We start from the raw sequence: 26,691 nt of genomic DNA, 5'->3' as shown, positions 1-26,691 counted from the left end.
CAAAACTGCCTGTGGCGCGGTTGACTTGCCGCCGGCTCTAGCTCAGTTACTCGGCATCAGTTGCCGGAGCTGTTCGTCCAATTTTATGAAATCGAGCGGTTTGGTGAAGTGCAGGTCGAAGCCGGCATCCCTGGCGGCCTGCTTGTCAGCCTCCTGGCCCCAGCCGGTCGCGGCGACCAGCGCGATGTTGCCGCCCCACGGCTCGCTGCGGATTTTGCGTGCGAGCTCATAGCCGTTCATGTCCGGCAGGCCGATGTCCAGGATGGCGGCGTGGGGCGCGGATTCGGCGATCGCGCGCATGGCGTCCCGCCCGGTGTTGGCGACCACCGTGCGGTAGCCCAGCATCTCCATCGCGGCCGCGAGCGTCTCGGCGGCGTCCACGTTGTCGTCGACGATGACAATGCTCGCCGCCTGGCCGGCGGCTGGTGGCGGTGGCGCCGGTTCCTCGGCCACCGCGTCCGCCGGCGGCTCGATCAGGGGCAGGCGGACCGTGAAACAGCTGCCCCGGCCGACGCCCGCGCTGTGTGCCGAGACCTCGCCGCCATGCAGCGCGACCAGCCCCTTCACGAGCGACAGGCCGATCCCCAAGCCGCCCTGCGCCCGGTCAAGCGCCGGCGTCAGCTGCGAGAACATGTCGAAGATGTTGTCGAGCTGGTCCGCGGGGATGCCCATGCCGTCGTCGATCACCTGGATCACCGCGCTGCCGTCGGCCACCTTGGCGACCAGTTCGATGTAGGCGCCCTGGTGGCTGTATTTGCTGGCGTTGTTGAGCAGGTTGGCGACGATCTGCGTCACCCGCGCGCGGTCGACACGGCCCCACATCCGGCAGTCGGGCAACTCGACGCGCAGCGATTGCCCGGCCGCGTGGATCGACGACAGCGCCTCCTCGGCCGCGAACGTGAGCGTTTGCGCCAGGTCGGCCGGCTCCAGCCGCAGATCGATCTTGCCCTGGCTGATGCGCGACACGTTCATCAGGTCGTCCACCAGCCTGGTCATTTGCGCGACCTGGCGCGTCAGCACGGCGAGCTCGCGCTCCGACTGTGGCGCGCCGGCGCCGCGCAGCTCCATGGTGGCGATGACGTTGGCCATCGGCGCGAGCGGGTTGCGCAGCTCGTGCGCCAGCGTCGCGAGGAATTCATCCTTGCGGCGGTCCTCGGCGGCCATGTCGTCGTTGGCCTGCCGCAGCCTCGCTTGCGCCAGCTCCAGGTCGTTGGTGGCCGCCTCCGCCTTGGCGCGCGCCGCCAGCAGCTCGCGCTCGTACAGTTTGCGGTCGGTGGCCATCAGCACCGCGATCTCGTCTTGCACCACGCCGTTGCGCTCGCGCCGGATGGCGCTCAGCATCATCGGGATGCGCCGCCCGTCCTTGTGCAGCAGGTCCAGCTGCACCTCGGACACCGATCCCTGCATTTGCAGCAGCGGCGTCCAGTGGGTTTGCAGGAACACGCGGGCGCCCATGGGCATGAGGTCGGGGAAGCGCTTGTGGCCGATCAGCTCGGCCAGCTCATAGCCGAGCCAGCGCGAGACGGTGGCGTTGGCGCGCAGCAGCGTGCCGTTGGATGCGGCGATCAGCAGGCCGCACGGCGCGTCCTCCCACAGGTCCCAGCCCGAGCTGCGGCGCTCGCGCATGGGGTCAGCGCAGCCCGGCGAGGTAGGCGCGCATGGCGTCGATGCTCGCGGCCGGCGCGCTCAGGTGCGGGCAGTGGCCGGTGTTCTCGATCATCGCCAGCTGGCTGCCGGGAATGGCACGGTGGATGAAAGCGCCCACTTCCCTGGGGGCGATCAGGTCGTCGCTGCATTGCAGGATCAAGGTCGGTGTCGTCGATTTGGCCAGGTCGGCGCGGTGGTCCGACAGGAACGTGACGCGCGCGAAGTGCTTGGCGATGTCGGGATCGGTGCGGCAAAAGCTGTTGGTCAGTTCCACGCCCAGTTCCGGCGCCTCGGGCGCGCCCATGATGGCGGGCGCCATGGTGCTCGACCAGCCGAGGTAATTGCCGGCCATCGTGTCGAGCAGGTCGTCGATGTCCGCGCGCGAGAAGCCGCCCCGGTAGTTGTCGTCGTCGATGTAGCACGCCGACGGGCCGACCATAATTTGCGCGGCGAACTTGTGCGCCGCCACGTTTGAGGCGAGCAGGCCGATCATGGCGCTGACCGAGTGCCCGACGAAGACCGCAGGCCCGGTCGAATAGTGGTCGACGATTTCCAGCAGGTCGTCGGCGTAGCCGCGCAGGGTGGAATATTTGGTTTTGTCGTAGGCCGACAGGTCCGAGCCGCCGCTGCCGACCAGATCGAACAAAATAATGCGGTACTGGTCGCGGAACGCCGGCACCAGATGGCGCCACATGCTCTGGTCGCAACCGAATCCGTGGACCAACACCATGGTCGCGTCGCCATCGCCGTGGACGTTGATATTGTTGCGGGTTTGCAGCTGCATAAAATTTTGTCCGGGACCTTAGTGTCGATTTGGCAAGCTCAAGAGGTGCCAAGGATATCACCAAAACGCGGAGGCTAGCGACGAGATAGTTGTGGCGCGCCGATGCCGAAAACGGAAAAGCCGTTGATTCCTTTGCAAGAATCAACGGCTTTTTGAATCTGGTTGCGGGGACAGGATTTGAACCTGTGACCTTCGGGTTATGAGCCCGACGAGCTGCCAGACTGCTCCACCCCGCGTCTGAGGCCCGAATTATACACAGGCCTGGTTCGATCCGCAAGGGCCAATATTTCCCCGGCTTAAGCGGCGGCCAGGCGCCACAGCGACGTGACCTCGGCGGCGCGCGCCGCATGCAGCGGATCGGTCGTGTCGGCGGCGCGCGGATGCGTCGGACGCACGTCGTGGCGGTCGAGCACCTTGAGGCCGGCGGCGGCGATCCATGCCATCAGCTCGTCGCGCGGACGCAGGCCCAGATGCTCGGCCAGGTCGGAGAGGATCAGCCAGCCTTCGCCGTCCGGTGTCAGGTGGCCGGCCAGGCCGGCCAGGAAGCCGCGCAGCATGCGGCTGTCCGGATCGTAGACGGCGTATTCGATCGGCGAGCTGGGGCGCGCGGGCACCCACGGCGGGTTGCATACGACCAGCGGCGCGCGGCCCTCGGGGAACAGGTCGACCTGCAGCAGTTCGACCTGGCCGTCCAGATCGAGCCGCGCCAGGTTTTCGCGCGCGCAACTGAGCGCGCGCGGGTCCTGGTCGGTGCCGATCACGCGGGCGACGCCGCGCTTGGCCAGCACCGCCGACAGCACGCCGGTGCCGGCGCCGATGTCATAGGCCAGCTTGACGCCGGCCGGCAGCGGCGTGTTGGCCACCAGGTCGACGTATTCGCCGCGCACCGGCGAGAACACGCCGTAGTGCGGGTGGATGCGCGCCTCCAGCGCGGGGATCTCGACGCCGGTGCGGCGCCATTCGTGGGCGCCGATCAGGCCAAGCAGCTCGCGCAGCGAGGCGATGAACGGTTCTTCGAAACGGCCGTAGGCCTCGTTGCAGGCCAGTTGCACGTCCGGCGCGCGGCGCAGCGGGATGGTGTAGGCGTCGTCGAAAGGGATCAACAGCATGGCCAGGGTGCGGGCACGCTGCGATTGCGCCTGGCGGTGCAGGTGGAACGCTTCGGTCGGCGTGGCCGGGGTCTTGGCCGGCTTGGCTTTTTTCGACGGCTTGCCTTTGACGTCGGCACGGCGGGCCAGCGCTTGCAGCAGTTGGCGGGCGTTCTGGAAGTCGCCGCGCCACAGCAGGGCGGTGCCTTCGCAGGCCAGGCGGTAGGCGACATCCGCGTTGGTGCGGTCGTCGGCGATCATCACGCGCTTGGGCGGCGGCATGCCGGCCTCGGAGCGCCAGCGCGCGGAGCACTGCACGCCGTTTTCCTCCCAGTGTATCTGCTGCGGAATCGGGGAGGAGGGAGTTTGTACGGGCATGTCAGGCAATCGGTAGAAAGAAGCGGCCAAGCGGATGGCAATGATGGGAAAAAAACAAGCACAAAAAACGCCGGGGATGCGTAGCATCCCTGCGGCGTTTCCGTGTCGAGGCGCTTATTATACTTGGCGGTCAGCTTGCGGCGGTGGTGGCGCTTTTGTTGTCATCGGCGGCGACGGTGGCCGGGGGCGCAGGATCGGCAGTTGCGGCGGTTGCGGCAGCATCGGCTGCCGGCTTGGCCGCTTCCATGGCCGGATCGACGGCGCCCGACGGGCCGCCGGTCACCTTGTCGGCGGCGCCGGCCTGGCCGCCGTACGCGGCCGCCGATTTGGCCTGGTCGGCCGGGGTCGGCGCGGTGTAGGTGTTGGCTTCCTTGCTGTCGACCAGATTGAGCAGCCGCAGCGAGAGGCTGCGCAGCGCGTTGCGGTCGACGGTGTCGCCGTTTTGGCCGCCGTCGTCGCCGTTGGTGGAGAGCACCGTTTGCAGATCGCGGCCGATCAGCTGGAACAGGTCGGCCAGGGTGCCGGCGAAGTCGATGTTCGGCAGTTGGACGCTCGGCAGGTCGATCGCTTGCGGCTTGTTGCCGGCCTTGTCGCTGGCGCGGTCGTTGGCCCGCTCGCTGGCGTTGTTGCCAATCTTGTCGGCCTTGGGCGCGTTGCCGCCGGTGGTCTGGCTGGCGGCGGCGTCGAGCTGGTAGTCGTATTTGATTTCGACCTCGAAGTCGAACTTGCGGCCGTCGGCGGTGGTGATCGTGCCTTTGCCGATGAAGTGCGAACTGTCGGTCAGGCTGAAGGCGGCCAGCGAGCGGGCGCCGTTCGGTCCCGAGCTTTGCTGCACGCCCAGCGCGTAGCTGGACGAGGCCTCCAGGCTGGCCGAGTCGAAGTCGATGGTCGCGCCTTTGGCGGCGTCGCCGAACAGGGCCTGGGTGAAGCTGTTCATCAGGTCTTCGGCGAAATCGACGGTGGCGGTGCCGATCGAGGCGACACGTTTTTGCATGTCCAGCGCGTTGCTGGACAGGGAAAGCGGCGAGGACGCTGCGCTGTTGCTCTTTTGCGTGGCGGACGTACCGGTGGTCTTGCCGTCGTTTTGCGGAGTGGCGGCAGTGTAGGACGCCGGCAAAGCACGGGCGCCGAGTGCGGAGAGAGAGGACATGGCAGTTTCCGTTTGGTAATACTTATATAACGGTTGTGCCGCCGAAAACTTGAGGGCTAGCGTCAATTAATGGTGGTGGGTCCAGCCTTCCGGGGCTGCCAGGTAGGAGGCGACAGCGTCTTTTTGGCCGATGGCGTGGTGTTTGACCTCGCCGCACGCGCAAATGCCCAGGTACGGCTGGATGTGCGAGCAGGCCGATACTTTTTGCAGGCGGACTTGCACGGCCTTGGCGCACTTGGCGCATTTGAAGGTGAGGGTACGTGGTGCTTTTAACATGATTGATCCGGAAGCGAGAGGCGAAGGCGGGATTTTATCACTCGTCGCCGGCGCACCGGCGGACACTCACGCATAGACATTCAGCGCCGGTTGCGACACGGGCTCGGCGCCATAGGCGCGGCGGATCCGTTCAGATGAGCCTGCCTGATCTTGCTGCCGGGTGGCGCCGGTGGCCTCCTGCGACTGCTGCTGCGCCAGCTCGGCGCGGGCCTGGGTTTCCATTTGCTGCGCCTGGGCGGCCACGGCGCGGTCGGCGCCGGACGGGCCGGCCGGCGCCAGCGCCGCCGCCTGGATCGTCGCTGCGCGGGCGATGGTTTCCTCGGGCGTGCCGCCGGGCGAGGTGTCGATCTGGACTTCGCCGCCGATAGCGTAGTTGACGCCGTTCGGACCGCGTTGGTAGGTGTAGGACGCGCCGGAAACGGCCATGCCGCCGGCCGCCGCCAGGTGCGCCTGCTCGTGCTGGCGCACTTCGGCGTCGCGCGCCTTGAGTTCGTCGATCAGCTTCAGGGCTTCGGGTGTCAGCGTGGTGGTGGAGGCGGCACCGCTGGCGGCGGTCTTGGACGCGGCCGGCGCGGACGCATCCTCCCTGGCCTGGGGCGCTGCGCGCTCGGCCGGCTGGATCGCGGAACTGGTTGATATGGCGCCAATGCTCATGATGGTCGCTTCCGAACTGATGCATTCATGATAGCAAATTTGTCGCAATTGGTTGCAAATTCGCCGTCAACACCCGGATGCGCCGTCGCGTTATGTACTCACCAGGGATCATTCCATCGAGAGGCAAAGACCATGGACGACAGGAAGCAACCGAGCAAAGAGTCCGTGCGACAGTGGTTGCGGAGTCAGATCGAGGAACGGCGCCCGCCGCCGGATCCTAAACAGATCCGGCGCGAGCTGGGTTGGGAGCTCTTGAAACTGGAGCGGGGGGAGCCGTCCAAGCGATGAAGCTCACATCACGCTGATCGTGCTGCGGCCGCCGGCGGACGGCTGCACCAGGATTTTGGTGGCGATCCGCTCCGTCATTTCCTGCACGTGGGAGATGACGCCGACCTTGCGGCCCATGGCCTGCAAGCCGTCCAGCGCATCCATGGCCACGCGCAGCGTTTCCGCATCGAGGCTGCCGAAGCCTTCGTCGATGAACAGCGATTCGACCCGCACCCGGTTCGACGACAGCGACGCCAGTCCCAGGGCCAGCGCCAGTGACACCAGGAACGATTCGCCGCCCGACAGCGAGTGCACCGAGCGCATCTCGCCGCCCATGTCCTGGTCGCGCACCAGCAGTGCTAGCGACGGGCTGGCCGGATTGTTGATGCGTTCCAGCTGGTAGCGGCGCGCGAGGTGGTTCAGGTGGGCGTTGGCGTAGCCGAGCAGCACGTCCAGCGTGAACTGCTGCGCGTAGTTGCGGAACTTCTTGCCATCGGCCGAACCTATCAAGTCGCTCATGCGCGACCAGCGCTGTTCGATCGCCTCCTGTTTTTCGATCTCGGCGAGCATCGCCTGCGATTGCCGGCGTTTGGCGTCGTCCTGCGCCAACGCCAGCTGCAGCGCGGTCGCGGCGTCGTGCGCGGCTTTGCGTTCGGCCATCAGTTCATTGAGGGCGGAGGCGAGTGTGGCGATCGGCGACTCGGGAAGGTCGGGGGGATCGGCCGGATCGGGCGTTTCGTCTTCCGCCGCAACCGTCGCCGGAATGCGTGTTGGCGGCGCTGACAGCTGGTGCTGTTCCCGCTGGCGTTGACGCTCCTTTAAAACGGTGACGGCGTTGTCGGCGGCGCGGTCGATGGCTTGCAGCGCGTTGCGCCGGGCGTCGATGTCGTCGGTGGTGTGGGCCAGCAGGGCGTGCAGCTGTTCGAGATCGCGCGGATTGTGGTCGTCGTCGGCGGGCTGGCGCTGCTGGAATGCCGCCAGCCAGTCGTCCAGGTTTTTAGCGGCCGCCGTGGCGGCGTCGCGTAACGCGGCCAGGCGGTGACCCGCTTGCGCCAGCGCCTCGTCCAGCCGTGTTCTGGTTTGCGTCGCCTGCTGGACCGCCTGCTGGCGGCTGGACAGCTGCGACCTGGCGTTGTCGATGGCGGCAACGAGCGCCTGTTCGACTTCGCGCACCTGTTTGCCGCCCCAGAGTTCCATGCGCTGCTCCTGCATGGCGCGCAGCGCGGCGTCGGCGGCGTTCCAGGCTTCACGTGCGCTGAGCGCGTCGTGGCCGGTCCTGGCCAGGACATCGTTCAAGCCTTTCAGTTCGACGTCGATGGTCGCCATGACGGTGCCGCGTTCGTCGTGCGCGGCGCGTTGCGCCAGCCATTGCTTGCTTTCGGCCTGGCGCGCGGCGTGGAATCGGGCCGGACCGGTTTTCCAGTCGTCCTTCCATTCGTCGCTCGGGATGTCGCCGCCGCTGAAGGCGGCGTCCAGGTCGGACAGCAGCGCGCTCAGTGTCAGCGCCACTTCGATGCGCTGGTCCTCAAGCGCTTTGCACTCGGTATTGGCCAGCGCCAGCGCGGTCTGCGCGCCAGACGCCACGCCTTGCAGACGCGCGTGCTCCGCCGACGCCACATCCCAGGCCGACTGCGCCTGGTCGCGGGCGTTGCGGGCCGCGTGCAGCGCGCGTTCTTGCCGCTCGGCCGCTTGCAAGGCCGTGCGGGCGGCCTCCAGTTCGGAGGTGAACCAGTCGGCGCGCTCGGGTTCCGCCGGCAACTGGAGTTGCGAGGCGCCGTCGGACACCAGCGCATGGGCGCTCCACGCGGCGCTTACTTTCTCCAGCGCCTGCTGCACGCCACGGCCTTCGGTGGCCAGTACTTGCAGCTGTTCCAGGCTGGCCTGGACGGTCGCGCGTTGGGCCGCCTGTTGATTGACGTTGGCCTCCATCTGCCGGCGACAGCGCGTCACCTCATCCTGTAGCCCGCCCAGCATCGCTTGCAGTGGTCCGTCGTTGTGGCGGTACGGATGTTCGTGCGCACCGCACACCGGGCAGGGCGTGTCGTCCTCCAGCGACGCCCGCAGCGATTCGACGTTCTCCGCGCACGCGGCCTCCGCCAGCTTCAGCGAACGTTCGGCCTGCGAGAAAGCGGCCAGGATGGCGATGTTTTCCTGCTGCGCCGCCGTCAATTGCTGCTCGGCCGCCGCCATCGCCTGCCGCAGTTGCGCCGATTGCGCCGCGATCTGCGCGCCGCGCTGCTGGCGCGCTTCCAACTCTATCCATATTTTCTCGGCGCCGGCCAACAGGTCGCGGCGCTGCTCCCAGCCGCTGCGCGTCGCCTGCAACTGCTCGGCGGAGAACGCGGCCAGCGCCTGGACGGCATCCTGGCGCCGGGCCTCCAGCGTTTGCAGCACGGCGCTGGATGTGGCCAGCTTGGCGCTGGCGTCCGCCTCCTCGTCGCGATGTGCCTTGGCGCTGCGCTGCACGCGGGCGACCGCGTTGCCGAGCTTTTCCGCCTGCGACGCGGCTTGGCCGGCCTGCACGAACAGGACGTCCCAGCGGTCCCACGATTGCGCGAGGGTTTGCCATTGTTTGTGCTGGCCCAGCCAGGTGACGCCGGCCGCGTGCTGCGCGTCCAGGCGCAGGCGCTCGTCCTGCTTGGCCTGCATCGCCGATTTGGCGGCGGCATCGGCTTGATCGGCTTTTTCGCACGCGGCGGACGCCTGGCGGTAGGCCGGCAGCATCGCTTCGATGCGCGCGTCCAGCGCCTTGGCCTGGTCGAGCAGCGGCGCGGCGGCGCGTTGCGCGTTCTCCGCCTCCAGCAGTTGCGTCGCGGCCTGCGCGTGCGCGGCGCCGGCGCGTTCCAGCTCCAGCGCGGCGTCGGCCGCCGCCTGGGTGCTTGCGGCGATGGTGGCGTGGGTGGCGGCGATGTCGGCGTCGATGCGGCGGATGTCGTCGGCCAGCGGGCGCGCCGGCTGCACGGCAAGGATGCGGGCGAGGGCGCCGCGCTGTGGCGCGGACGCCAGCACGTCGGCGGCGGCGAGTTCGCTGGCCTGGCGCGCGGCCAGCTCGTCTTCCTTCAGTTTTTCCGCCTGCTTGTGCCAGCGCAGTTCCTGTTCCAGCTCCGCCTTGCGCTGTTCCAGTCCGTGCAGCGTTTCTGCGGCGGCCGCGCCTTGCGCCTCGATCTCGCCGCGCTCTTCGGCGCCGAGCGGCTTCTGGTCGGCCAGGCGCGCGTTCAGCTTTTGCAGCGCCAGTTGTTCCAGCTTGGCGCGCTCGAAGGCGCGCATCGAGATCTCGGTGTAGATGGTGCTGCCGGTCAGGGTCTCCAGCAGCTCGCCGCGCTCGTTGTCCTCGGACTTCAGAAAGGCCGAAAACTCGTTCTGCGCCAGCAGCACGGCGCGCGTGAACTGCTCGAACGACAGGCCGATGCGCTTTTCAATCTCCGCCTTCACTTCGGTCTTGGTGCCGCCGATCGGTTGCAGCGCCGGCAGCAGGTGCAAGGTCATCGCCGTCGGCTGCAAAGCGCCTTCGGCCTTGGTGCGCGAGCGCCGCACGCTCCAGCGCGCGCGATACGAGGCGCCGTCGTTGCCGACGAAATCGACCTCCGCGTAGCCTTCGGCGGTGCCCCGGCGCAGCAGGGTGCGCGTGTCCTGCGTGGAGACGGTTTCGGCGCCGACGTCGGTGAGGTAGTTGCGGCCCGCGACTTTGAGCAGGCGTGGCGTGGCGTCGTACAAGGCCAGGCAGAGCGCGTCGAGCAGCGTGCTCTTGCCGGCGCCGGTCGGGCCGCTGATGGCGAACAGGCCGGTCGAGGCCAGCGGCTCGCTTTCGAAGTCCACGCCGAATTCGCCGGCCAGCGAGGCCAGGTTCTTGCCGCCGATTTTCAGGATCCTCATGGCAGCATCAACTCCGCGAACGCGCTCAGTTGTTCCGGCGGGGCGTCGTTGCCGAAGCGCTGCTGGTAGAGCTGGCGGAAGATGTCGTCCGGCTTGAGCTGCTCCAGCTGGTCGAGCGTCATCACGTCGCTGTCGATGGACGACGCGCGCGCGGCGCTGGAGGTTTCGATCTTCGCCAGCCGCACCGGCTTGCCTTCCAGCGCGGCTTCGATGCGCGAGCGCAGGCCGGGCTCCGGGGCGTCGAGCCGCACCCGCACCTCCAGGAAGGGTTGCTGGTCGGGCGGGGCGTCGGGCACGTCCAGCGCCGCCAGTTCCTCCAGCACCTGCGCCAGCGGCGCCGGTTTGGCGGGAATTCGCAGCAGCTCCACCGCGCGCGGGACGTGGATAGCCGTGATCGCGCCGACCGCCGCGCCGTCGATGTCGATGCGCAGGATCTGGTGCTGGTAGCCGACCTCCGCGAACGACAGCGGTATCGGACTGCCGCAATAGCGGATGTGATCCTGCTTGCCGACCGCCTGCGCCAGATGCAGATGACCCAGCGCGGCGTAGACGATGGCGGGGTCGAAGATCCCGGCCGGCAGCATCTCGGTGCCGCCGATGACGATGCGGCGTTCTGAGTCGTTGGACATCTGGCCGTCGACCATGTGGCAGTGGCCCATCGCCAGGATCGCCTGGCCGTCCTGGCGCTTGGCCAGGGCCAACTCCAGCGCCTGTTTGTAGAGCAGGGCGATGCCGGCCAGGTAGGGATCGGCGCCGCCATCTTCCGCCGGCATTCGGGGCACGTCGCCCGGCCGCAGGAACGGCACCGCCAGGCACCAGGCCTCGACCGCGCCGCCGCTGCCGGTCAGCGGCAGCACCAGGGCCTCGATGTCGATGGCGCCGTCGGCGTCGCGCTGCACGGCGCCGACGACGCGGGTGCCGTGGGCCTCCAGCAGCGGGCCGGGGGCCTCCAGGCGTCCCGGCGAGTCGTGGTTGCCGGCGATGACGATCAGGTTCAGGTGCGGCGCGCGTTCCTTCGCCCGCTGCAGGAAGCGGTACAGCTGCTTTTGCGACGCCGACGACGGATTGGCGTTGTCGAAGATGTCGCCGGCGATCAGCAGCGCGTCGGCCTGCTCGCTGACGACGGTGTCGAGCAGCCAGTCCAGGAAGCACTGGTGTTCGTAGTGGCGTTCGAAATTATGCAGGGATTGGCCGAGATGCCAGTCGGAAGTGTGCAGCAGACGCATGGAGTGTGTAGTGGAAACAGCAAACCAGCAATATAGCGCAAGATGGGTGGGGACGACTTGAGAAATGATGAGTTGGCGGCGGTTGTCGTCAAACCGGCATGCTTTTGCCGGGACGCCGGCGCCGCCGCTTAAGGGTCGGACCCGTCGGGTCCGACCCTGTGTGGCCGTGCGGGTCGGTCCCGGTTTTACGCGAGCGCCGCTCCGGTCCGGAAGGTGTTGCGGCCCGCCTGCTTGGCCTCGTACAACAGCATGTCCGCGCGGTTCAGCAATTCGGCCGGGGTGATGTCTTCGCCTTGGTAATAGGCAAGTCCGATGCTGGCCGACACCGACACCACCGTCCCGCTCAAGTCGAACGGAGCCTGCATCACGCCGACGATCTTGGCCGCCAGCGCGGTGCCGTCCTCGACGCGCTGGATGCGCTCCATGATGACGGTGAACTCGTCGCCGCCCAGCCGCGCGATGGTGTCGCTGGCGCGCATGGCGTGGGTCAGGCGCGCCGAGAATATTTTCAGCAGCGCGTCGCCGACGCTGTGGCCGAACGTGTCGTTGACCGGCTTGAAGCGGTCGATATCCATGTACATCACCGCCATCATGCCGCCGCCCTCGCGGTGGGCGGCCATGCCCTCGTCGAGCTTTTGCAGGAAGCCGGCGCGGTTGGTCAGGCCGGTCAGCGCATCGACCTGCGAGAGCTTGAACAGCCGCTGTTTTTCGCGCTTTTGCGCCGTCACGTCCTGGCGCATGACGTGAAAGCCCATCACCGTGACATCGTCCTCGTCACGCTGCGGGATGTAAGCGACTTCGAAGGTGCGTTCGTCGCCGCCGCTGCTGTCGTCTTCCTCGAACGTCAGCGCCTCGCCGGCCAGCACGCGCTGGATGTAGGGCGCCAGCACCGCGTAGCGCTCCTCGCCCATCGTCTGCCGGATGGTCTTGCCCAGCACCGCCATGCCGCCCCGCTTGAATTCGCGCTCGTAGGCGACGTTATGGAAGCGGTACACCTCCTCGTAGTCGACGTAGGCCACCATCGCCGGGAGCGTGTCGGTGATGGTGCGCAGCCGCGCCTCGCTCTCGCGCAGCGCCATGACCGATTTGCGCACATGGGTGATGTCGTCGACCGTGCCCACATACCCGTACACCTGGCCGTCGACGACCATGGCGGCGACCTTGAACGAGATCCAGATCATCATGCCGTCCGGGTGGATGCAGCGCAACGTGTCCTGGTGCGGCAGCCGCGTTCTGACCATGCGCCGCAGGGCCTTCCGCAGCACCGGGCGGTCGCTTGGATGGACCGCGCGCATCCAGGCGTCGCCCAGCGCCTCCTCGCGCCGCAGGCCGGTGATGAATTCGAAGGTGCGGTTGACGTAGGTGCAGTGGCCGGCGGCGTCGGCGCGGATCAGGCCCAGTGGCGAGGCGTCGTTGACGGCGGCCAGCTCCGCCTGGTTCTTGCGCATCGCCAGCTCGGCCTCCTTGTGCGGTGTGATGTCGCGGGTGGTCACGGCCACGCCGTTGTCGATCGCCACGACCTGGCGGTGCAGCCAGCGCTCGCCGGACGGTCCGGGGCTGGAACGATCGCGCTCGACTTCCTCCTCCAGCGGCCGGCCGGTGGCCAGCACTTGTTTGAATTTTTCCACCAGGCCGCTGCTGTGCAGGTGGGGCGCCACCTCGCGCAGCGGCTTGCCCTTGATGTCCCGGCCTTGATAGCCCAGCCTCGCGGCGGCGTGTTCGTTCAGGTCGGCGATGACGAAATCGGTGATCTCGCCCCCGGCGCCGGGCGCGCGCCTGGCCTTGAGCAGGTACAGCGCATCGAGGCTGGCGTCGGCGGCCGCGCGCAGCAGCAGCTGGGCTTCGATCACCTGCCGGGCGCTGTCGCGCACGCGCCGCGCCTGGCGCATCAGCAGCCCGGCCACGGCCAGCACCAGCAGCGACGCCACCGTCACCGCGCCGTAGTACAGCGTGCGCCGTTTGGCGAAACCGGCCATGGCGCTGGGGACGGGATTGCCCACCGCCGCCATCAGGAGAAAGCGCGGCATCTCCGCGTAGCCGTAGATGCGGTCGACGGCGTCGAAAGGCCGCTTGAGCAACAACTCGTCGGCGGGGCGGGTGGCGCTGCGCGGCACCACGCGAAAGTCGATGGCGTCGCCGATCACGATCTGCTCGTCGATGCGGGCGGTGGCCAGGCCGTTTTCGCGGCTGATCAGGATCACCGCGCCGCCGTTGTCGACGTTGACGCGGTCGTAGTCGTCGACCAGGTCGGCCGGGTCGAGCAGCGCCAGCACCACGCCGGCGAACCGGCCGCCCGGCCCGTCGAGCCGGCGCGAGATCTGGATCTGCCATTTGTTGGTGCGCGGCTCGACCACCGGCGTGGCGACCACGGTGCGTTGCTCGGCGCTGGCGGCGTGGCTTTTGAAGAAGGCCTGGTGGTGGAGGTCCGGCGGAAAATAGCCGTTGCCGCGGTCGACCACCTTGCCGGCGGCGTCCAGGCGCGCGAACGGCAGGTTGAATTTGGTCGGCATCAAGGTGTCGAGCATGCCGTTGTTGGCGGTGAATTCGGCCACCCGCAACGCGCCGCCGGACTCCTCGAACTTGAGCTTGAACAGCTGCGTGGCGTGGTCGGTCTGGCGCAGCAGGTGGTTGGCGTGTTCGGCCAGCGTGTGCGCCAGCGATTGGCTGTGCAGCACGGCCTCGAAGCGCGCGCTCTTTTTCTCCTGCCGCACCTGGTAGATCACCGCCGACCACATCAGCGCGAGCACCAGCAGCGCAAAAGCCGGCAACAGCATCGAACGATACAGTGTGCGCAGCGAAGCGAGCGTCGGGCTATCTGTGTGTGCGGTCATCGAGTCAGCGGTAGCGGGAACAGGGCGCCATGAGTGGATATTCTGCACGGAAATACGCGCTTTGTATCCGGTTTCCTGCCGGCGCCGCCAAAAAAAATGCATTCCGTTCACAGGTGGTATTGGTTTCCTCATTAAAATAGCGGCTAACCTCAGCCCCGCGCTTGTACGCGAAGGAACAACCTTGATTGAATTGATAACGCAGCCGATGTTCACATCCGCCTCCCGGAGGGGCGCATGAGTTTGCCCGCCGCGCCCGCCGGCCTGGTCGGTCCCGACGGCCAGCCGCTGTTCGGCCGCTACGCCGGGCAGGCCGGTCCCATCGACTGGACCCGCCTGGCCGCGCCGTTCGCGCGCGGCCGCCTGTGGCGGCGCTTCCACCACAAGCGCTGGCACTACGTGGCGCTGTGCACCGAGCGGGTGTTCTGCGCGGTCGCCATCGTCGATCTGGGCTGGGCCAGCACCGCGTTCGCCTACGCCTTCGACCGCAACGACGGCGATATGCTGGCCAATTTTTCGCGGGACGGCCTGCCGGGGCGCTCGGCGCGGCTGGCCGACCACGTGGGCGGGGACAGCTGGTTCAGGCACGGCGGCGACCGCATCGCCATCGACAGCGACGGCGAGGGCCGCTACGAATTGTCGCTGCGCTGCGACTTCCTGGAGATCGACGCCGCCTTCGGCCCGGGCGCCTCGCCGCTGCTGCTGGCGAGCGGGCCGGTGGCGCGCGGTTCGGTGCACGCGACGCAAAAGTCGTCCGGCATGCCGCTAACGGGCGAGGTGCGCACCTGGCGCGAGGATTACGACCTGGCCGGCGGCGTGGCCAGCTTCGATTATTCGAACGGCCTGCTGGCGCGCGAGACCGCGTGGCGCTGGGCCTCGGCCCACACGCTGGAGATGGGCTTCAACCTGCAGGCCGGCTATTTCCGCGGCCACGAGAACGCGCTGTGGCTCGATGGCCAGTTGCATGCGCTGGCGCCGGCGCACTTCCTGTACGATAGCAGCGATCCGCTGTCGCAATGGCATATCTTCACCGAGGACGATTTGCTGGAGCTGCACTTCACGCCGGAGGGCGCCCGCCGCGACAACAAGAAGAAGCTGTTCGCGGCGAGCCGCTATCTACAGCCGGTCGGCAGTTTCAGCGGCTGGGTGCGCAGCGGGCCGGATCAGCCGAAACGCATCGTCACGCAAATGATGGGCGTGACCGAGGATCATTCGTCACGCTGGTAGCCTCACCAAACCTGGGAACGCCCGCCATGAGCATCAGGAATCTCGACCGACTGTTTCAACCGCGCTCGGTGGCCGTGATCGGCGCGTCGGAAAAACCGCAGCGCATCGGCACGCGCGTCCTGGACAATCTTGTGCAAGGCGCGTTCATTGCCGGCGGCGGCGCCGTCTGGCCGGTCAACCCCAAATATGCGCAGCTGCGCGGCATGCCGTGCTACGCCAAGGTATCGGCCTTGCCGGCGGCGCCGGACCTGGCCATCGTTTGCACGCCGGCCGCCGGCATCCCCGGCGTGATCGCCGAGCTGGGGGCGCGCGGCACCAAGGCCGCCATCGTCATGACGGCCACGGACGGCCGCTCCAACACCCTGCGCCAGGCGATGCTGGACGCCGCCAAGCCGCATCTGCTGCGCATCCTCGGGCCGGGCAGCATCGGCGTGCAATCGCCGGCGCTGGGCCTGAACGCCAGCTTCAACCACCTGCCGGCCGGCGACGGCAAACTCGCTTTCGTTTCGCAATCGGGCGCGCTGGCGGCGGCCGTGCTGGACTGGGCCGCGCTGCGCGGCATCGGCTTCTCGCGCTGCATCGCCATGGGCGAGAGCGCCGACGTCGACTTCGGCGACCTGCTCGACTATCTGGCCGCCGACAACGGCACCCACGCGATTTTGCTGTGCATCGAGCAATTGAGCTCGGCGCGCAAGTTCATGTCTGCCGGGCGCCTGGCCGCGCGCGGCAAACCGGTCATCGTGCTCAAGGTCGGGCGCGATCCGGCGCCCGGCGCCGACCTGGTGTTCGACGCAGCGATCCGCCGCGCCGGCATGCTGCGCGTGCATTCGACCGAGGACTTGTTCGACGCCGTCGAAACGCTGGCGCGGCGCCGGCCGCAGCGCGGCGAGCGGCTGGCCGTGCTGACCAACAGCGGCGGGCTGGGATTGATCGCGGCCGACGCGCTCGACAGCGGAGGCGCGCGGCTGGCGCCGTTGTCGGCCGAGTCGCTCAAGCAGCTGGCACAGGCCGGCGCGCCGACCACCAATCCGGTCGACCTGCTGGCCGACGCGCCGGTCGAGCGCTACACGGCCGCCGTCCAGGCCCTGCTGGGCGAGGCGCAGGCCGACGCGCTGCTGTTCCTGCACGCGCCGACGGCGATGGTGTCGAGCCAGCTGATCGCCGAGGCGGTGGCGCCGCTGATGCGCTCGGTCGGCAAGAACGTGCTGTCGTGCTGGCTCGGCGGCAGTTCGGTGACGGCGGCGCGCCAGGTCTTCGCCGACGCCGGCCTGCCCACCTACGACACGCCCGAGAAGGCGGTGCACGGCTTCGTGCAGATCGCGCAGTACCGCCGCAACCAGGAACTATTGATGGAGGTGCCGGCCGGCCTGCCGAGCACCTCGGCGCCTGAGCGGGCGGCGGCGCGGTCGCTGGTCACGGCGGCGCTGGCGGCCGGCCGCGCCGAGTTGCCGGACGAGGAAGCGCGGGCGCTGCTGGCCGCCTACGGCATCGCGCTGGCCACGCCGCGGCAGGCGGCGCTGTCGGGTCACACCCTGGCGGCGGCGCGCATCCAGATCGGCGCCGATCCGGTGTTCGGGCCGGTGGTGTTCTTCGGCCAGGGCGGCATCGCGGCGGACGTCGCCGCCGACCGCGCCGCCGGCCTGCCGCCGCTGAACATGGTGCTGGCGCGCGACATGGTCGGCCGCACGCGCGTGGCGCGCCTGCTGGCGCAAGGGCAAACGGCGGCCGATGCCGACGCCATCGTGCGCACCCTGGTGCAGGTGGCCGACATGGTGACCGAGCTGCCGGAGCTGGCCGAGCTCGACCTCAATCCCCTGCTGGCCATCGGCGGCGTCGTGGTGGCGCTGGGCGCGCGGCTGCGGCTCGCGCCGCCGCGCGGCAAGACAACGTTGGCGATCCGACCCTATCCGCAGGAACTGGAGCAGGAGGTCGCGTGGGACGGCGGCCCGATCCTGCTGCGGCCGATCCGGCCGGAGGACGGCCCGCAGCACCAGGCCTTCTTCCACGCGCTCGATCCGGACGACGTGCGGCTGCGCTTTTTCTCGGCCATGCGCGAGCTGCCGCCGGCGCAGCTGGCGCGCCTGACGCAGATCGACTACGACCGCGCGATGGCTTTCATCGCCACCCGCAACGGCGCCGACGGCCTGCCGGAGACGCTGGGCGTGGTGCGGGCCGTCACCGATCCCGATAATCAGCATGCTGAATTCGCCATCATCGTGCGCTCCGACTTGAAGGGGCGGGGATTGGGTTATATCCTGTTCGGTAAGCTGGTCGATTACTTCCGCGCCCACGGTACGGCTGAGATCGTTGGTGACGCGTTGTCCGAGAACCTCGGCGTGCAAAAGCTGGTGCGCCAATTCGGTGGTGTGGTATCGGCGCATCCCGAACCCGGAATGGTGCGTCTCCAACTGCCTTTGCGATAGTGTTAGTTATCCGGTTGATATATATTTGCTGTTCCAAATGAAATAAAACGCGGGGACCTGTTTGTTCTAGCTCAAGGCGCCCGTGTCGGGTTTATTTACACTTTCACTTCCGCTTGCCGCCCAACCGGGTGGGCGCAACTTTAGTCTTGGGAGTCAGAATGTTAACGGCCACATATACCCTGGTAGCGCTGTCGGTGGAACAGTCCAGCGTTCGCCTCAGTTTGTTATCGTTTCAAAAGTATGTGCGCTCGACGCTGATGCAGCAGAACAGCATAACCCTGTCCCAGCTGGAATACGCGTGCGAGAACCTCAATAGCCTGTATCAGGCCTGCCATTGGCGCAAGACCGAGATGTACCTGATCCCGGCGCTGCGCGAAACGACCGAGCGCGCCGACGCGCTGCTCGACGAGCTCAACCATTTGAACCAGGCCGCGCTGGCCGCCATCCGCACCTTGCAGGAGCGCATCGGCATCTTCGCCGACGTGCGCGACTTCCGGGTCGAGCAGGTGTGCGAGAGCATCGAGACCTGCTGCGCGTCGCTGCTCAAGCGGCTCGAAAAAGAAGAACAGGAACTGTTTGCCATGGCGCGCGGTCTGATAGGAGGGGAGACCTGGTTCTCCATCGCCAACCAGCTGATGATGCACGACAAGCACCTGGAGGAGATGAAGCGTTCCGGCGTGGCGCTGGGCGACCAGGCGCCGCCGGCCGTGGCGGCCAAAGCCAAGGCCAAGGCGGCGGCCCAGGCGGCCGGCCGGCGTGCCGTTCCCCGGCTCGACGACGCCCAGATCACCATTCCTGGCCTGCAAGTGTTACCGACGGTGGACCTCGACGATGCCGACGCCGGATCGCCCCCGGCCCCTTTATATGGCGCCCGGCAGCAGCCGCTGGACGATGTCATAACGAAATAGCCGCCAAATAGCACGCGCCCCGGGCAAATTCCCCCTGCTTTGCTATGATGGTGGTTTTCTCCATCACATAGCGCACCATGTTCGATTTCATCTTCAAGCGCACTACCGACCAGTCGACCGCCGTCGAGGCCACCCCTGTGGCGCCGGAGCAGGCCGCCGCCGCCGCGTTATCGGCCAGCCGCCGCGACGAGCAGGCGCAGCGCGCCGCCGCGCTGGCCGGCGATGAAGCGGCCGCCGTCGAGCTGATCCTCCACAGCGAATTCGCCGGCGTGCGCCTGGCCGCCGCCGAGCATGTGCAGTCGCAGCCCTATCTGGAACAGGTGCAGCAGGCGATGCGCAACACCGACCGCCGCGTCGCCAAGCTGATGCAAGGGCGGCTCGACGCGATCCGCTACCGGCAGGCCGAGTTGCAAAAGGCGCAAGCCTGCCTCGACCATGCCAACCGCCTGTTGCAGGATGAGAAATTGACGCCGAACCAGGTCGCCGAGCTCGATCGCCAGTGGAAGATCACCCTGGCCGTGCCGGAGCTGGCCGTGCCGTACGACGCCGCCCGCGCCGCGCTGGCGGCCCGCCTCGAGGCGCAGGTCAACCTGCAGCGCGCCATCATCGATGCGATGGCCGCCGTGCGCCAGTTGCCGGCCGCCGGCCTGGCGCAGGAGGAGGCCACGCAGGCGCTGGAACGCCATGCGGCCGCGCTGGCCGAATACCAGCAGGCGCCCGAGCACAACGCCTTGCCCAAACATTTGCTGAGCGATTTCGCGCAAGCGCTGGAGCAGGCGCGCGCCGCGTTGTCGGCCGCCGCGCAGCGCGTGGCGCAGCCATCTTCGGCGCCCGCGGCCGAGCCTGAGGCCGCGAACGCCGGCGCCACCGATACGGCCGCCGACGCGGGCGCGCCCGGCGAAACCGCGCCGCAGTCCGACGTCCACGCCCAGCCGAAACCGGCCAGCGCCGCCAAGGGCCCCAAGCCCGCCAAGGCCGCGCAGCCGCCCAGGGAAACCGACAAGAAATTCCTTGAAACGCTGGACGCGCTGGAAGCCGCGCTCGAGCAGGGCTCGCTGCACGATGCCGCAGAGCACGATAAGTGGCTCAAAGAGCACAAAACCCGCCTGACGCCGGCGCAGACCGACCGCCTCAACCACGTCCGCGCCGAACTCAAGCGCCTGGGCGACTGGGCGCGCTGGGGCGGCAACGTCTCGCGCGAGGAACTGGTCAAGGCGGTGGAGGAACTGCCGGCGCTGGGTCTGCCGATGAGCGAGCTGGCCAAGAAGGTCGGCAGCATGCGCGAGCGCTGGAAGTCGCTCGACAACGTCTCCGGCCACGCGCCAAAAAGCTTGTGGGAGCGTTTCGACGCCGCCTGCACCACGGCCTACGCGCCGGCGGCGGCCCACTTCAAGCAACTGGCCGACGAGCGTCACGCCAACGCCGCCAAGGCGCAGGCGCTGATCGACGAGACCCATGCGATGGCCGCGGCCGCCGCCAGCGAAAACGCCGATTTGAAGAACGTCGCCGCCGCCGGCCAGCGTCTGCGCCAGGTGTGGGGCCGTCTGGGCACCATCGACCGCAAGGAAAAGCGCAAGCTCGACCAGGCCTTCGACAAGGCGCTGGCGCAGATGCTGGCGCCGCTGTCCGAGCAGCGCAAGATCGAAACGGCCAAGCGCGAACAGTTGATCGCCGAGGCCGAGCAGTTGCAGCCTTCGGACCGCCACACGCTCGACAAGCTGCGCGGTCTGCAGGAGCGCTGGCAGGAGCAGGCCAAGGCGCTGCCGCTCGAGCGCAAGGTCGAACAGGCGCTGTGGCAGCGTTTCCGCGCCGCCTGCGACGCGATCTTCGCCAAGCGCAAGGAAACCGCCCACGCCGCCGATCACGAGCGCAAGACGCATCTGCACGCGCGCGAGGCCATTTGCAAGGAACTGGAAACGGCCACCTTCAGCGGCGACGACAAGGCGCAATTGGCGGCCATCGCCAAAACGCTGCGCGACGCCGCCGCCGCGTGGAACGCGTCCGGTACCGTGCCGCGCGCGGCCGAAGCCAAGATCGGGCAGCGTTACCAGGCCGCCGTGGCGGCGGTGCAGGGGCAGGCGGAGGCGATCAAACGCCGCGCCGGCGCCGCCCAGGCCAACGCGCTGCGCGACAAGCTGCGGCTGTGCCAGGCGCTGGAGGCGGCCATCAGCGGTGTCGACGGCGCTGGCGCCGACGGCATCGACGCGGCCGAGTGGCAAGGCCGTTGGGCCGCCTTGCCGCCGCTGGCGCCCGAGTACGAGCGCGCGCTGCACGGGCGTTTCACGGCCGGGCTGGCCGCGTCGGACGGCACGCGCGAGGCCTACGCCGCGCAGCTTGAGCGCAACCGCGCCAAGTTGCTCGACGAGGTGCTGCGGCTGGAGATCGTCGCCGGTGTCGACAGCGGCGCGGAATTCGCCCGCGAGCGCCTCAAGATGCAGGTCGAGGTGCTGCAATCGTCGCTCAAGTCTGGCCAGAAGCCGTTGACGGCCGCCGCCGCTTACCTGCAGTTGTGCGCGATGCCGGCCCTGGCCGACGCCCGCACCGCCAGCCGCATCGAACAGTTGTTCCGCCGCATCGGCGCCTCGGAGCGCGCATGAGCTTGAACCAGGTGCGCATCCAGACGGAGGATTTCGATCTGAGCGCCGAGGTGGCGGCTTTGCGCGCGGCCAATCCCAAGGTTGGCGCGATTGTCACGTTTGTCGGCGTCGTGCGTGATCTGAACGAGGGCGCCACGGTGGCGGAGATGGAGCTGGAGCATTATCCGGGCATGACCGAGCAGTCGATCGGCGCCATCATCGAGCAGGCCAGGCAGCGGTGGCCGACGTTCGGCGCGCTGGTGATCCATCGGGTGGGGCCGCTCAAGCCGCTGGATCAGATCGTACTGGTGGCGGCGACGGCGGCGCATCGCGGGGAAGCGTTCGCGGCTTGTGAATTTATCATCGATTATTTGAAGACGGAAGCGCCGTTCTGGAAAAAGGAACAGACGCCCGACGGCGCGCGGTGGGTGGATGCCCGCGTTAGCGACGATGCGGCGCTGGCCAAGTGGCGTTAGCGTAACCCGTTCAACCCGCAAGCGGGCGACAGGGGTCGTACCCCGTACGGGGTACGACCCCGCCCTGTCGGGTTTGGCGCCGCTCCCACCCGCCCTTGAAAACTGCCCATATAACACTATCTACCTGATAAGTTAAATATATCGGAGCAATTCCATGCGGCAAGATAAACTCACCACCAAACTCCAGGAAGCCTTGTCGGACTCGCAGAGTCTGGCCGTGGGCAACGACAACCAGTACATCGAGCCCGTGCACCTGCTGACGGCCCTGCTGAACCAGGACGACGGCAGCGCGCGCTCGTTGTTGCAACGCGCCGGCGTCAACGTCGGCGGCCTGACCAAGGCGCTCAAGGCCTCGCTCGACCGCCTGCCGAAGGTGTCCGGCACCGGCGGCGACGTCCAGGCCAGCCGCGAGCTGGTCTCCGTGCTCAACCTCGCCGACAAGGAAGCCCAAAAACGCGTCGACCAGTTCATCTCCAGCGAGATGGTGCTGCTGGCGCTGGCCGACGACAAATCCGAGGCCGGCAAGCTGGCGCGCGAAAACGGCCTGTCCCGCAAATCGCTGGAATCGGCCATCGACACCGTGCGCGGTGGCGCCAAGGTCGACTCCCAGGAGGCCGAAGGCCAGCGCGAAGCGCTGAAAAAATACACCCTGGACCTGACCGAGCGCGCCCGCGCCGGCAAGCTCGATCCGGTGATCGGCCGCGACGATGAAATCCGCCGCGCCATCCAGGTGCTCCAGCGCCGCAGCAAGAACAACCCGGTGCTGATCGGTGAGCCCGGCGTCGGCAAGACCGCCATCGTCGAAGGCCTGGCGCAGCGCATCGTCAACAACGAGGTGCCCGAGTCGCTCAAGGGCAAGCGCGTGCTGGCGCTCGACATGGCGGCGCTGGTCGCCGGCGCCAAGTATCGCGGCGAGTTCGAGGAGCGCCTGAAGGCCGTGCTCAAGGAGCTGGCGATGGACGAGGGCCAGACCATCGTCTTCATCGACGAGATGCACACGATGGTCGGCGCCGGCAAGGCCGAGGGCGCGATGGACGCCGGGAACATGCTCAAGCCCGCGCTGGCGCGCGGCGAGCTGCATTGCGTCGGCGCGACCACGCTCGACGAATACCGCAAATACATCGAGAAGGACGCCGCGCTGGAGCGCCGCTTCCAGAAGATCCTGGTCGACGAGCCGACCGTGGAGGCGACTATCGCCATCCTGCGCGGCTTGCAGGACAAGTATGAGCTGCACCACAAGGTCGCCATCTCCGACGCCGCCATCATCGCGGCGGCCGAGTTGTCGCACCGCTACATCACCGACCGCTTCCTGCCCGACAAGGCGATCGATTTGATCGACGAGGCGGCGGCCAAGATCAAGATCGAGATCGATTCCAAGCCGGAGGTGATGGACAAGCTGGAACGCCGTCTGATCCAGCTGAAGATCGAGAAGGAAGCCGTCAAGAAGGAGAAGGACGAGGGCTCGCGCCGCCGCCTGGACCTGATCGAGGAAGAAATCGTGCGCCTGCAGCGGGAGCTGAACGACTTCGAGGAGATCCTCAAGGCCGAAAAGGCGGTCGTGCAGGGCAGCACCCATATCAAGGAAGAGATCGAGCGCATCAAGCTGCAGATGGAGCAGGCCACGCGCGAGAGCAACTGGCAGCTCGTCTCTGAGCTGCAATACGGCCGCCTGCCGGAACTGGAGGCGGAGCTGAAGCAGGCCGAGACCGCGTCCGCCAACGGCGTGTCGCTGGAGAAGAACACGCCGGCGAAACAGAAGCTGCTGCGCACCGAAGTCGGCGCCGAGGAAATCGCCGAGGTGGTGTCGCGCGCGACCGGCATTCCGGTGTCGCGCATGATGCAGGGCGAGCGTGACAAGCTGCTGCACATCGAGGAGAAGCTGCACGAGCGCGTGGTCGGCCAGGACGAGGCCATTTCCGCCGTGTCGGACGCGATCCGCCGTTCGCGCGCCGGCCTGTCCGATCCGAACCGTCCGTATGGTTCGTTCATGTTCCTGGGGCCGACCGGTGTCGGCAAGACCGAGCTGTCGAAGGCGCTGGCCGGCTTCCTGTTCGATACCGAGGAATCGATGATCCGCATCGACATGAGCGAATTCATGGAGAAGCATTCGGTGGCCCGCCTGATCGGCGCGCCGCCGGGTTATGTGGGTTACGACGAGGGCGGGTATCTGACCGAGGCGGTGCGCCGCAAGCCGTACAGCGTGATTCTGCTGGACGAAGTGGAGAAGGCGCATCCGGACGTGTTCAACGTGCTGCTGCAGGCGCTCGACGACGGCCGCATGACGGACGGGCAGGGACGCACGGTGGACTTCAAGAACACCGTCATCATCATGACGTCCAACCTTGGCTCGCACAAGATCCAGGCGATGGAGGAGTCGGATCCCGGCGTCGTGAAACTGGCGGTGATGGCGGAGGTGCGGTCGCACTTCCGGCCGGAGTTCATCAACCGTATCGATGAAATCGTCGTATTCCATGGCCTCGACGAGAAGAACATCGGCGCCATCGCCAAGATCCAACTGGCGATCCTGGAGCAGCGTCTGGCCAAGATGGAGATGACGCTGACGATGACCGACGCGGCGCTGCACAAGATCGCCGAGGCGGGCTACGATCCGGTGTATGGCGCGCGGCCGTTGAAGCGCGCGATCCAGCAGCAGATCGAAAATCCGCTGTCGAAGCTGATCCTGCAGGGGCGTTTCGGTCCGAAGGACACGATCCATGTCGATGTCGACAACGGCGAGTTGCTGTTCCGCGCGTGACGGGGATGGCCTGTTAGCGTTGGTCGAAAAACGCTGACGGGCTATTGCCGAAGGTCTTCTTGAACATGGCGGAAAACGCCGACTGGCTGGCGTAGCCCAGCTCCGCCGCCACCTGCGACAAGGGCACGCCGCGCGCGATCAACGGGGCGGCGTGCGCCAGCCTTACCTGCTGGCGCCACTGCACAAAACCCATTCCCAACTCCCGCTCGAACAACCGCGTCAACGTGCGGTCCGACGCCCCGACCTGGCCGGCCCACTGCTGCAAGGTCAGCTCCGCGCCCGGATCGGCGATCAGCGCGTCGCACAGCGATTTCAAACGTTTATCCGCCGGCAGCGGCACGCGTATCGGACGCACCGCGCAGCGCGGCAGCTCGTCCAATATCATCTCCCCCAACAAGCGTTCCCGCGCCGACTGTTCATGCTGGTCGTGCTGCTCCAGCGTGGCGATCAGCTCGCGCAGCAGGTTGGACACCTCCAGCACCTTGCAGTCGTCCCCGGGAAACGGCGAGCGGCTGGCGTGCACGCACAACGGGCGCAGTCGGGTAGGCTCGAGCACCTTGACCGCATGGACCACGTCTGGCGCGATCCAGATCGCCCGCTGCGGCGGCACGATCCAGCTGCTGTTGTTGGCCGTCACCCGCATCACGCCCTGCATCGCGTAGGTGAACTGGCCCCACGGATGGTGGTGTGGCAGCAGATCGGCGTCGGCCGGCAGGTCGCGGCCGGACATCGTCAACGGCCGTTCGGGCGTCGGATAGTCGCTGTTCCAATTGAATTGCGTGTGGGTGACGATAGGAATGGGCATGAAGTCGACCTGATGGCGGAAACGCGATAAATATTGTCGCCCTATCTTAAATCAGACTCCCGGCGATTGGTACACTTGTCGTATATACATTAGCAAGGAATGTGGAATGACCGAAAAATCGTTATTGCGGCAGGACGCCAAGGTAATCACGCTGGTGGGGCTGGCGCACGGCACCTCCCACTTCTACCATGTGATCCTGGCCGCGCTGATCCCCTGGCTCAAGCCCGAATTCCATCTCAGCTACGCCGAACTGGGCCTGCTGATGACCGTATTCTTCGCCGTCTCCGGTGTGGGCCAGGCGATGGCCGGCTTCGTGGTCGACCGCTTCGGCGCCCGCGCCGTGCTGTTCAGCGGCATCGCGCTGCTGGGCCTGTCGGCGGTGATGCTGGCCGGTGCGCACAGCTACGCCCAGCTGATGGCCGGCGCCTTCCTGGCCGGTTGCGGCAACTGCGTGTTCCACCCGGCCGACTACACCTTGCTCAACCAGCGCGTCTCCAAGGCCCGGCTGGCGCACGGCTTCTCGGTGCACGGCATCAGCGGCAATATCGGCTGGGCGCTGTCGCCGCTGTTCCTCACCTTTCTCGCCGGCCGCACCGACTGGCGCACCGCGCTGTTGAGCGCGGCGCTGTTGCCGCTGTCGGTGCTGGCGCTGCTGCTGTGGAACCGCCACGCGCTGCGGCCCGAACCGGTGGCCGCGCCCGCCGTCACGGCGGCGGGTTCACCAGCCCCCGCGGGCGCCCTCGGTTTCCTGCGCCTCAAGGTGGTGTGGATGTGCTTTAGCTTCTTCCTGATCTCTGCCGTCGCCCTGGCCGGCATCCAGACCTTCGCCGCCACCAGCCTGGTGAGCCTGTATGGCATGTCGCTGCAATGGGCGACGTCGGCCTACACCTGTTTCATGTTCGCGTCGGCCGCCGGCATGCTGTATGGCGGCTTCCTGGGCGCCGGCAGCCGCCACCACGACCGCATCATCATGCTGGCCTTCGCCAGCGCGGCCGTGCTGGCGCTGGTGCTCGCCGCCGCCGTGGTGCCGGCGTGGATGGCGATTGTGCTGATGGGGATGATCGGCCTGGTCACCGGCATCGCCGGACCGTCGCGCGACCTGATGATACGCGGCGCCGCGCCGGCCAACGCCACCGGGCGCGTGTTCGGCGTCGTCTATTCGGGACTGGACAGCGGGCTGGCGCTGGGCCCGCTGCTGTTCGGCGCGCTGATGGATGCCAATCATCCGGCCGGAGTGTTCGTCTTCATCGCCGTGTTCCAGGCGCTGGTGATCGTCACCACGATAGGCGTCGGCAACAACAGCCGCGTGGCCGGCGTCCCCAAAACAGCATAGAATTGCCTTCATCCCAC

Annotated in this window: 17 protein-coding genes and 1 tRNA gene; 7 read left to right on the top strand and 11 right to left on the bottom strand. The window is 67.5% G+C overall.

Going from position 1 to position 26,691, the window contains the following annotated elements:
* Positions 1-42: 42 nt before the first annotated feature.
* From MRBLMU1_RS06780 to MRBLMU1_RS06735, 10 genes are all read right to left on the bottom strand, one after another.
* A complete protein-coding gene (locus MRBLMU1_RS06780; protein WP_363498901.1) occupies positions 43-1,626 on the bottom strand; it encodes a hybrid sensor histidine kinase/response regulator in 1,584 nt (527 codons plus the stop codon).
* 4 nt (positions 1,627-1,630) lie between these two features.
* A complete protein-coding gene (locus tag MRBLMU1_RS06775; protein WP_363498898.1) occupies positions 1,631-2,431 on the bottom strand; it encodes an alpha/beta fold hydrolase in 801 nt (266 codons plus the stop codon).
* 159 nt (positions 2,432-2,590) lie between these two features.
* Positions 2,591-2,667: transfer RNA gene (locus MRBLMU1_RS06770), tRNA-Met, on the bottom strand.
* Between the two features lie 60 nt (positions 2,668-2,727).
* Positions 2,728-3,897, bottom strand: coding sequence for a class I SAM-dependent methyltransferase (locus tag MRBLMU1_RS06765; protein ID WP_363498895.1), 1,170 nt, complete (start codon positions 3,895-3,897; stop codon positions 2,728-2,730).
* Between the two features lie 130 nt (positions 3,898-4,027).
* Positions 4,028-5,047 (bottom strand): hypothetical protein, encoded by a 1,020-nt coding sequence (locus MRBLMU1_RS06760; RefSeq protein WP_363498892.1) that lies wholly within the window; start codon positions 5,045-5,047, stop codon positions 4,028-4,030.
* Positions 5,048-5,113: 66 nt separating this feature from the next.
* Positions 5,114-5,323 carry a hypothetical protein gene (locus tag MRBLMU1_RS06755; protein ID WP_008449977.1) on the bottom strand — a complete coding sequence of 70 codons (210 nt, stop codon included), beginning with the start codon at positions 5,321-5,323 and terminating at the stop codon, positions 5,114-5,116.
* Between the two features lie 66 nt (positions 5,324-5,389).
* Positions 5,390-5,977 carry a putative metalloprotease CJM1_0395 family protein gene (locus MRBLMU1_RS06750; protein WP_363498888.1) on the bottom strand — a complete coding sequence of 196 codons (588 nt, stop codon included), beginning with the start codon at positions 5,975-5,977 and terminating at the stop codon, positions 5,390-5,392.
* 291 nt (positions 5,978-6,268) lie between these two features.
* Positions 6,269-10,117 (bottom strand): AAA family ATPase, encoded by a 3,849-nt coding sequence (locus MRBLMU1_RS06745; protein ID WP_363498885.1) that lies wholly within the window; start codon positions 10,115-10,117, stop codon positions 6,269-6,271.
* Positions 10,114-11,343: an exonuclease SbcCD subunit D C-terminal domain-containing protein gene (locus MRBLMU1_RS06740; RefSeq protein ID WP_363498882.1), complete on the bottom strand. Its 1,230-nt coding sequence runs from the start codon at positions 11,341-11,343 to the stop codon at positions 10,114-10,116. Before MRBLMU1_RS06740 ends, MRBLMU1_RS06745 begins: the two co-directional genes overlap by 4 nt.
* Positions 11,344-11,528: 185 nt before the next feature.
* Positions 11,529-14,174: a diguanylate cyclase domain-containing protein gene (locus MRBLMU1_RS06735; protein ID WP_363498879.1), complete on the bottom strand. Its 2,646-nt coding sequence runs from the start codon at positions 14,172-14,174 to the stop codon at positions 11,529-11,531.
* A gap of 234 nt (positions 14,175-14,408) precedes the next feature.
* On the opposite strand from MRBLMU1_RS06735, the gene MRBLMU1_RS06730 reads away from it, so the two are divergent.
* The 6 genes from MRBLMU1_RS06730 (at position 14,409) to clpB (ending at position 24,536) form a co-directional block, all read left to right on the top strand.
* The gene (locus tag MRBLMU1_RS06730; RefSeq protein WP_363498876.1) at positions 14,409-15,398 is read left to right on the top strand and encodes a DUF2804 domain-containing protein; all 990 of its coding nucleotides are present in this window, start codon (positions 14,409-14,411) and stop codon (positions 15,396-15,398) included.
* 26 nt (positions 15,399-15,424) lie between these two features.
* Positions 15,425-17,821: a bifunctional acetate--CoA ligase family protein/GNAT family N-acetyltransferase gene (locus MRBLMU1_RS06725; RefSeq protein WP_363498873.1), complete on the top strand. Its 2,397-nt coding sequence runs from the start codon at positions 15,425-15,427 to the stop codon at positions 17,819-17,821.
* 158 nt (positions 17,822-17,979) lie between these two features.
* On the top strand, positions 17,980-18,729 hold the full coding sequence (locus MRBLMU1_RS06720; RefSeq protein ID WP_363498870.1) for a hypothetical protein: 750 nt from the start codon (positions 17,980-17,982) through the stop codon (positions 18,727-18,729).
* 77 nt (positions 18,730-18,806) lie between these two features.
* Positions 18,807-21,326 carry a DUF349 domain-containing protein gene (locus MRBLMU1_RS06715; protein ID WP_363498867.1) on the top strand — a complete coding sequence of 840 codons (2,520 nt, stop codon included), beginning with the start codon at positions 18,807-18,809 and terminating at the stop codon, positions 21,324-21,326.
* Complete coding sequence (locus tag MRBLMU1_RS06710; RefSeq protein WP_363498864.1) at positions 21,323-21,781, top strand: molybdenum cofactor biosynthesis protein MoaE; 459 nt, start codon at positions 21,323-21,325, stop codon at positions 21,779-21,781. Before MRBLMU1_RS06715 ends, MRBLMU1_RS06710 begins: the two co-directional genes overlap by 4 nt.
* A 154-nt stretch (positions 21,782-21,935) precedes the next feature.
* A complete protein-coding gene (gene clpB / locus MRBLMU1_RS06705; protein WP_363498861.1) occupies positions 21,936-24,536 on the top strand; it encodes an ATP-dependent chaperone ClpB in 2,601 nt (866 codons plus the stop codon).
* A gap of 13 nt (positions 24,537-24,549) precedes the next feature.
* Here clpB and MRBLMU1_RS06700 read toward each other — a convergent pair whose 3' ends face one another.
* The gene (locus MRBLMU1_RS06700) at positions 24,550-25,341 is read right to left on the bottom strand and encodes an AraC family transcriptional regulator (protein WP_363498858.1); all 792 of its coding nucleotides are present in this window, start codon (positions 25,339-25,341) and stop codon (positions 24,550-24,552) included.
* Positions 25,342-25,447: 106 nt separating this feature from the next.
* Here MRBLMU1_RS06700 and MRBLMU1_RS06695 point away from each other — a divergent pair, with 106 nt between their 5' ends.
* Positions 25,448-26,674, top strand: a complete 1,227-nt coding sequence (locus tag MRBLMU1_RS06695) for an MFS transporter (RefSeq protein ID WP_363498855.1) — start codon at positions 25,448-25,450, stop codon at positions 26,672-26,674.
* The last annotated feature ends 17 nt before the right edge of the window (positions 26,675-26,691 follow it).

The sequence above is a fragment of the Burkholderia sp. LMU1-1-1.1 genome, from assembly GCF_040675865.1.
Lineage (GTDB): Bacteria > Pseudomonadota > Gammaproteobacteria > Burkholderiales > Burkholderiaceae_D > Rugamonas.
Note: the sequence above shows the minus strand (reverse complement) of the source record. Positions and strands in the feature narration are given on the sequence as shown.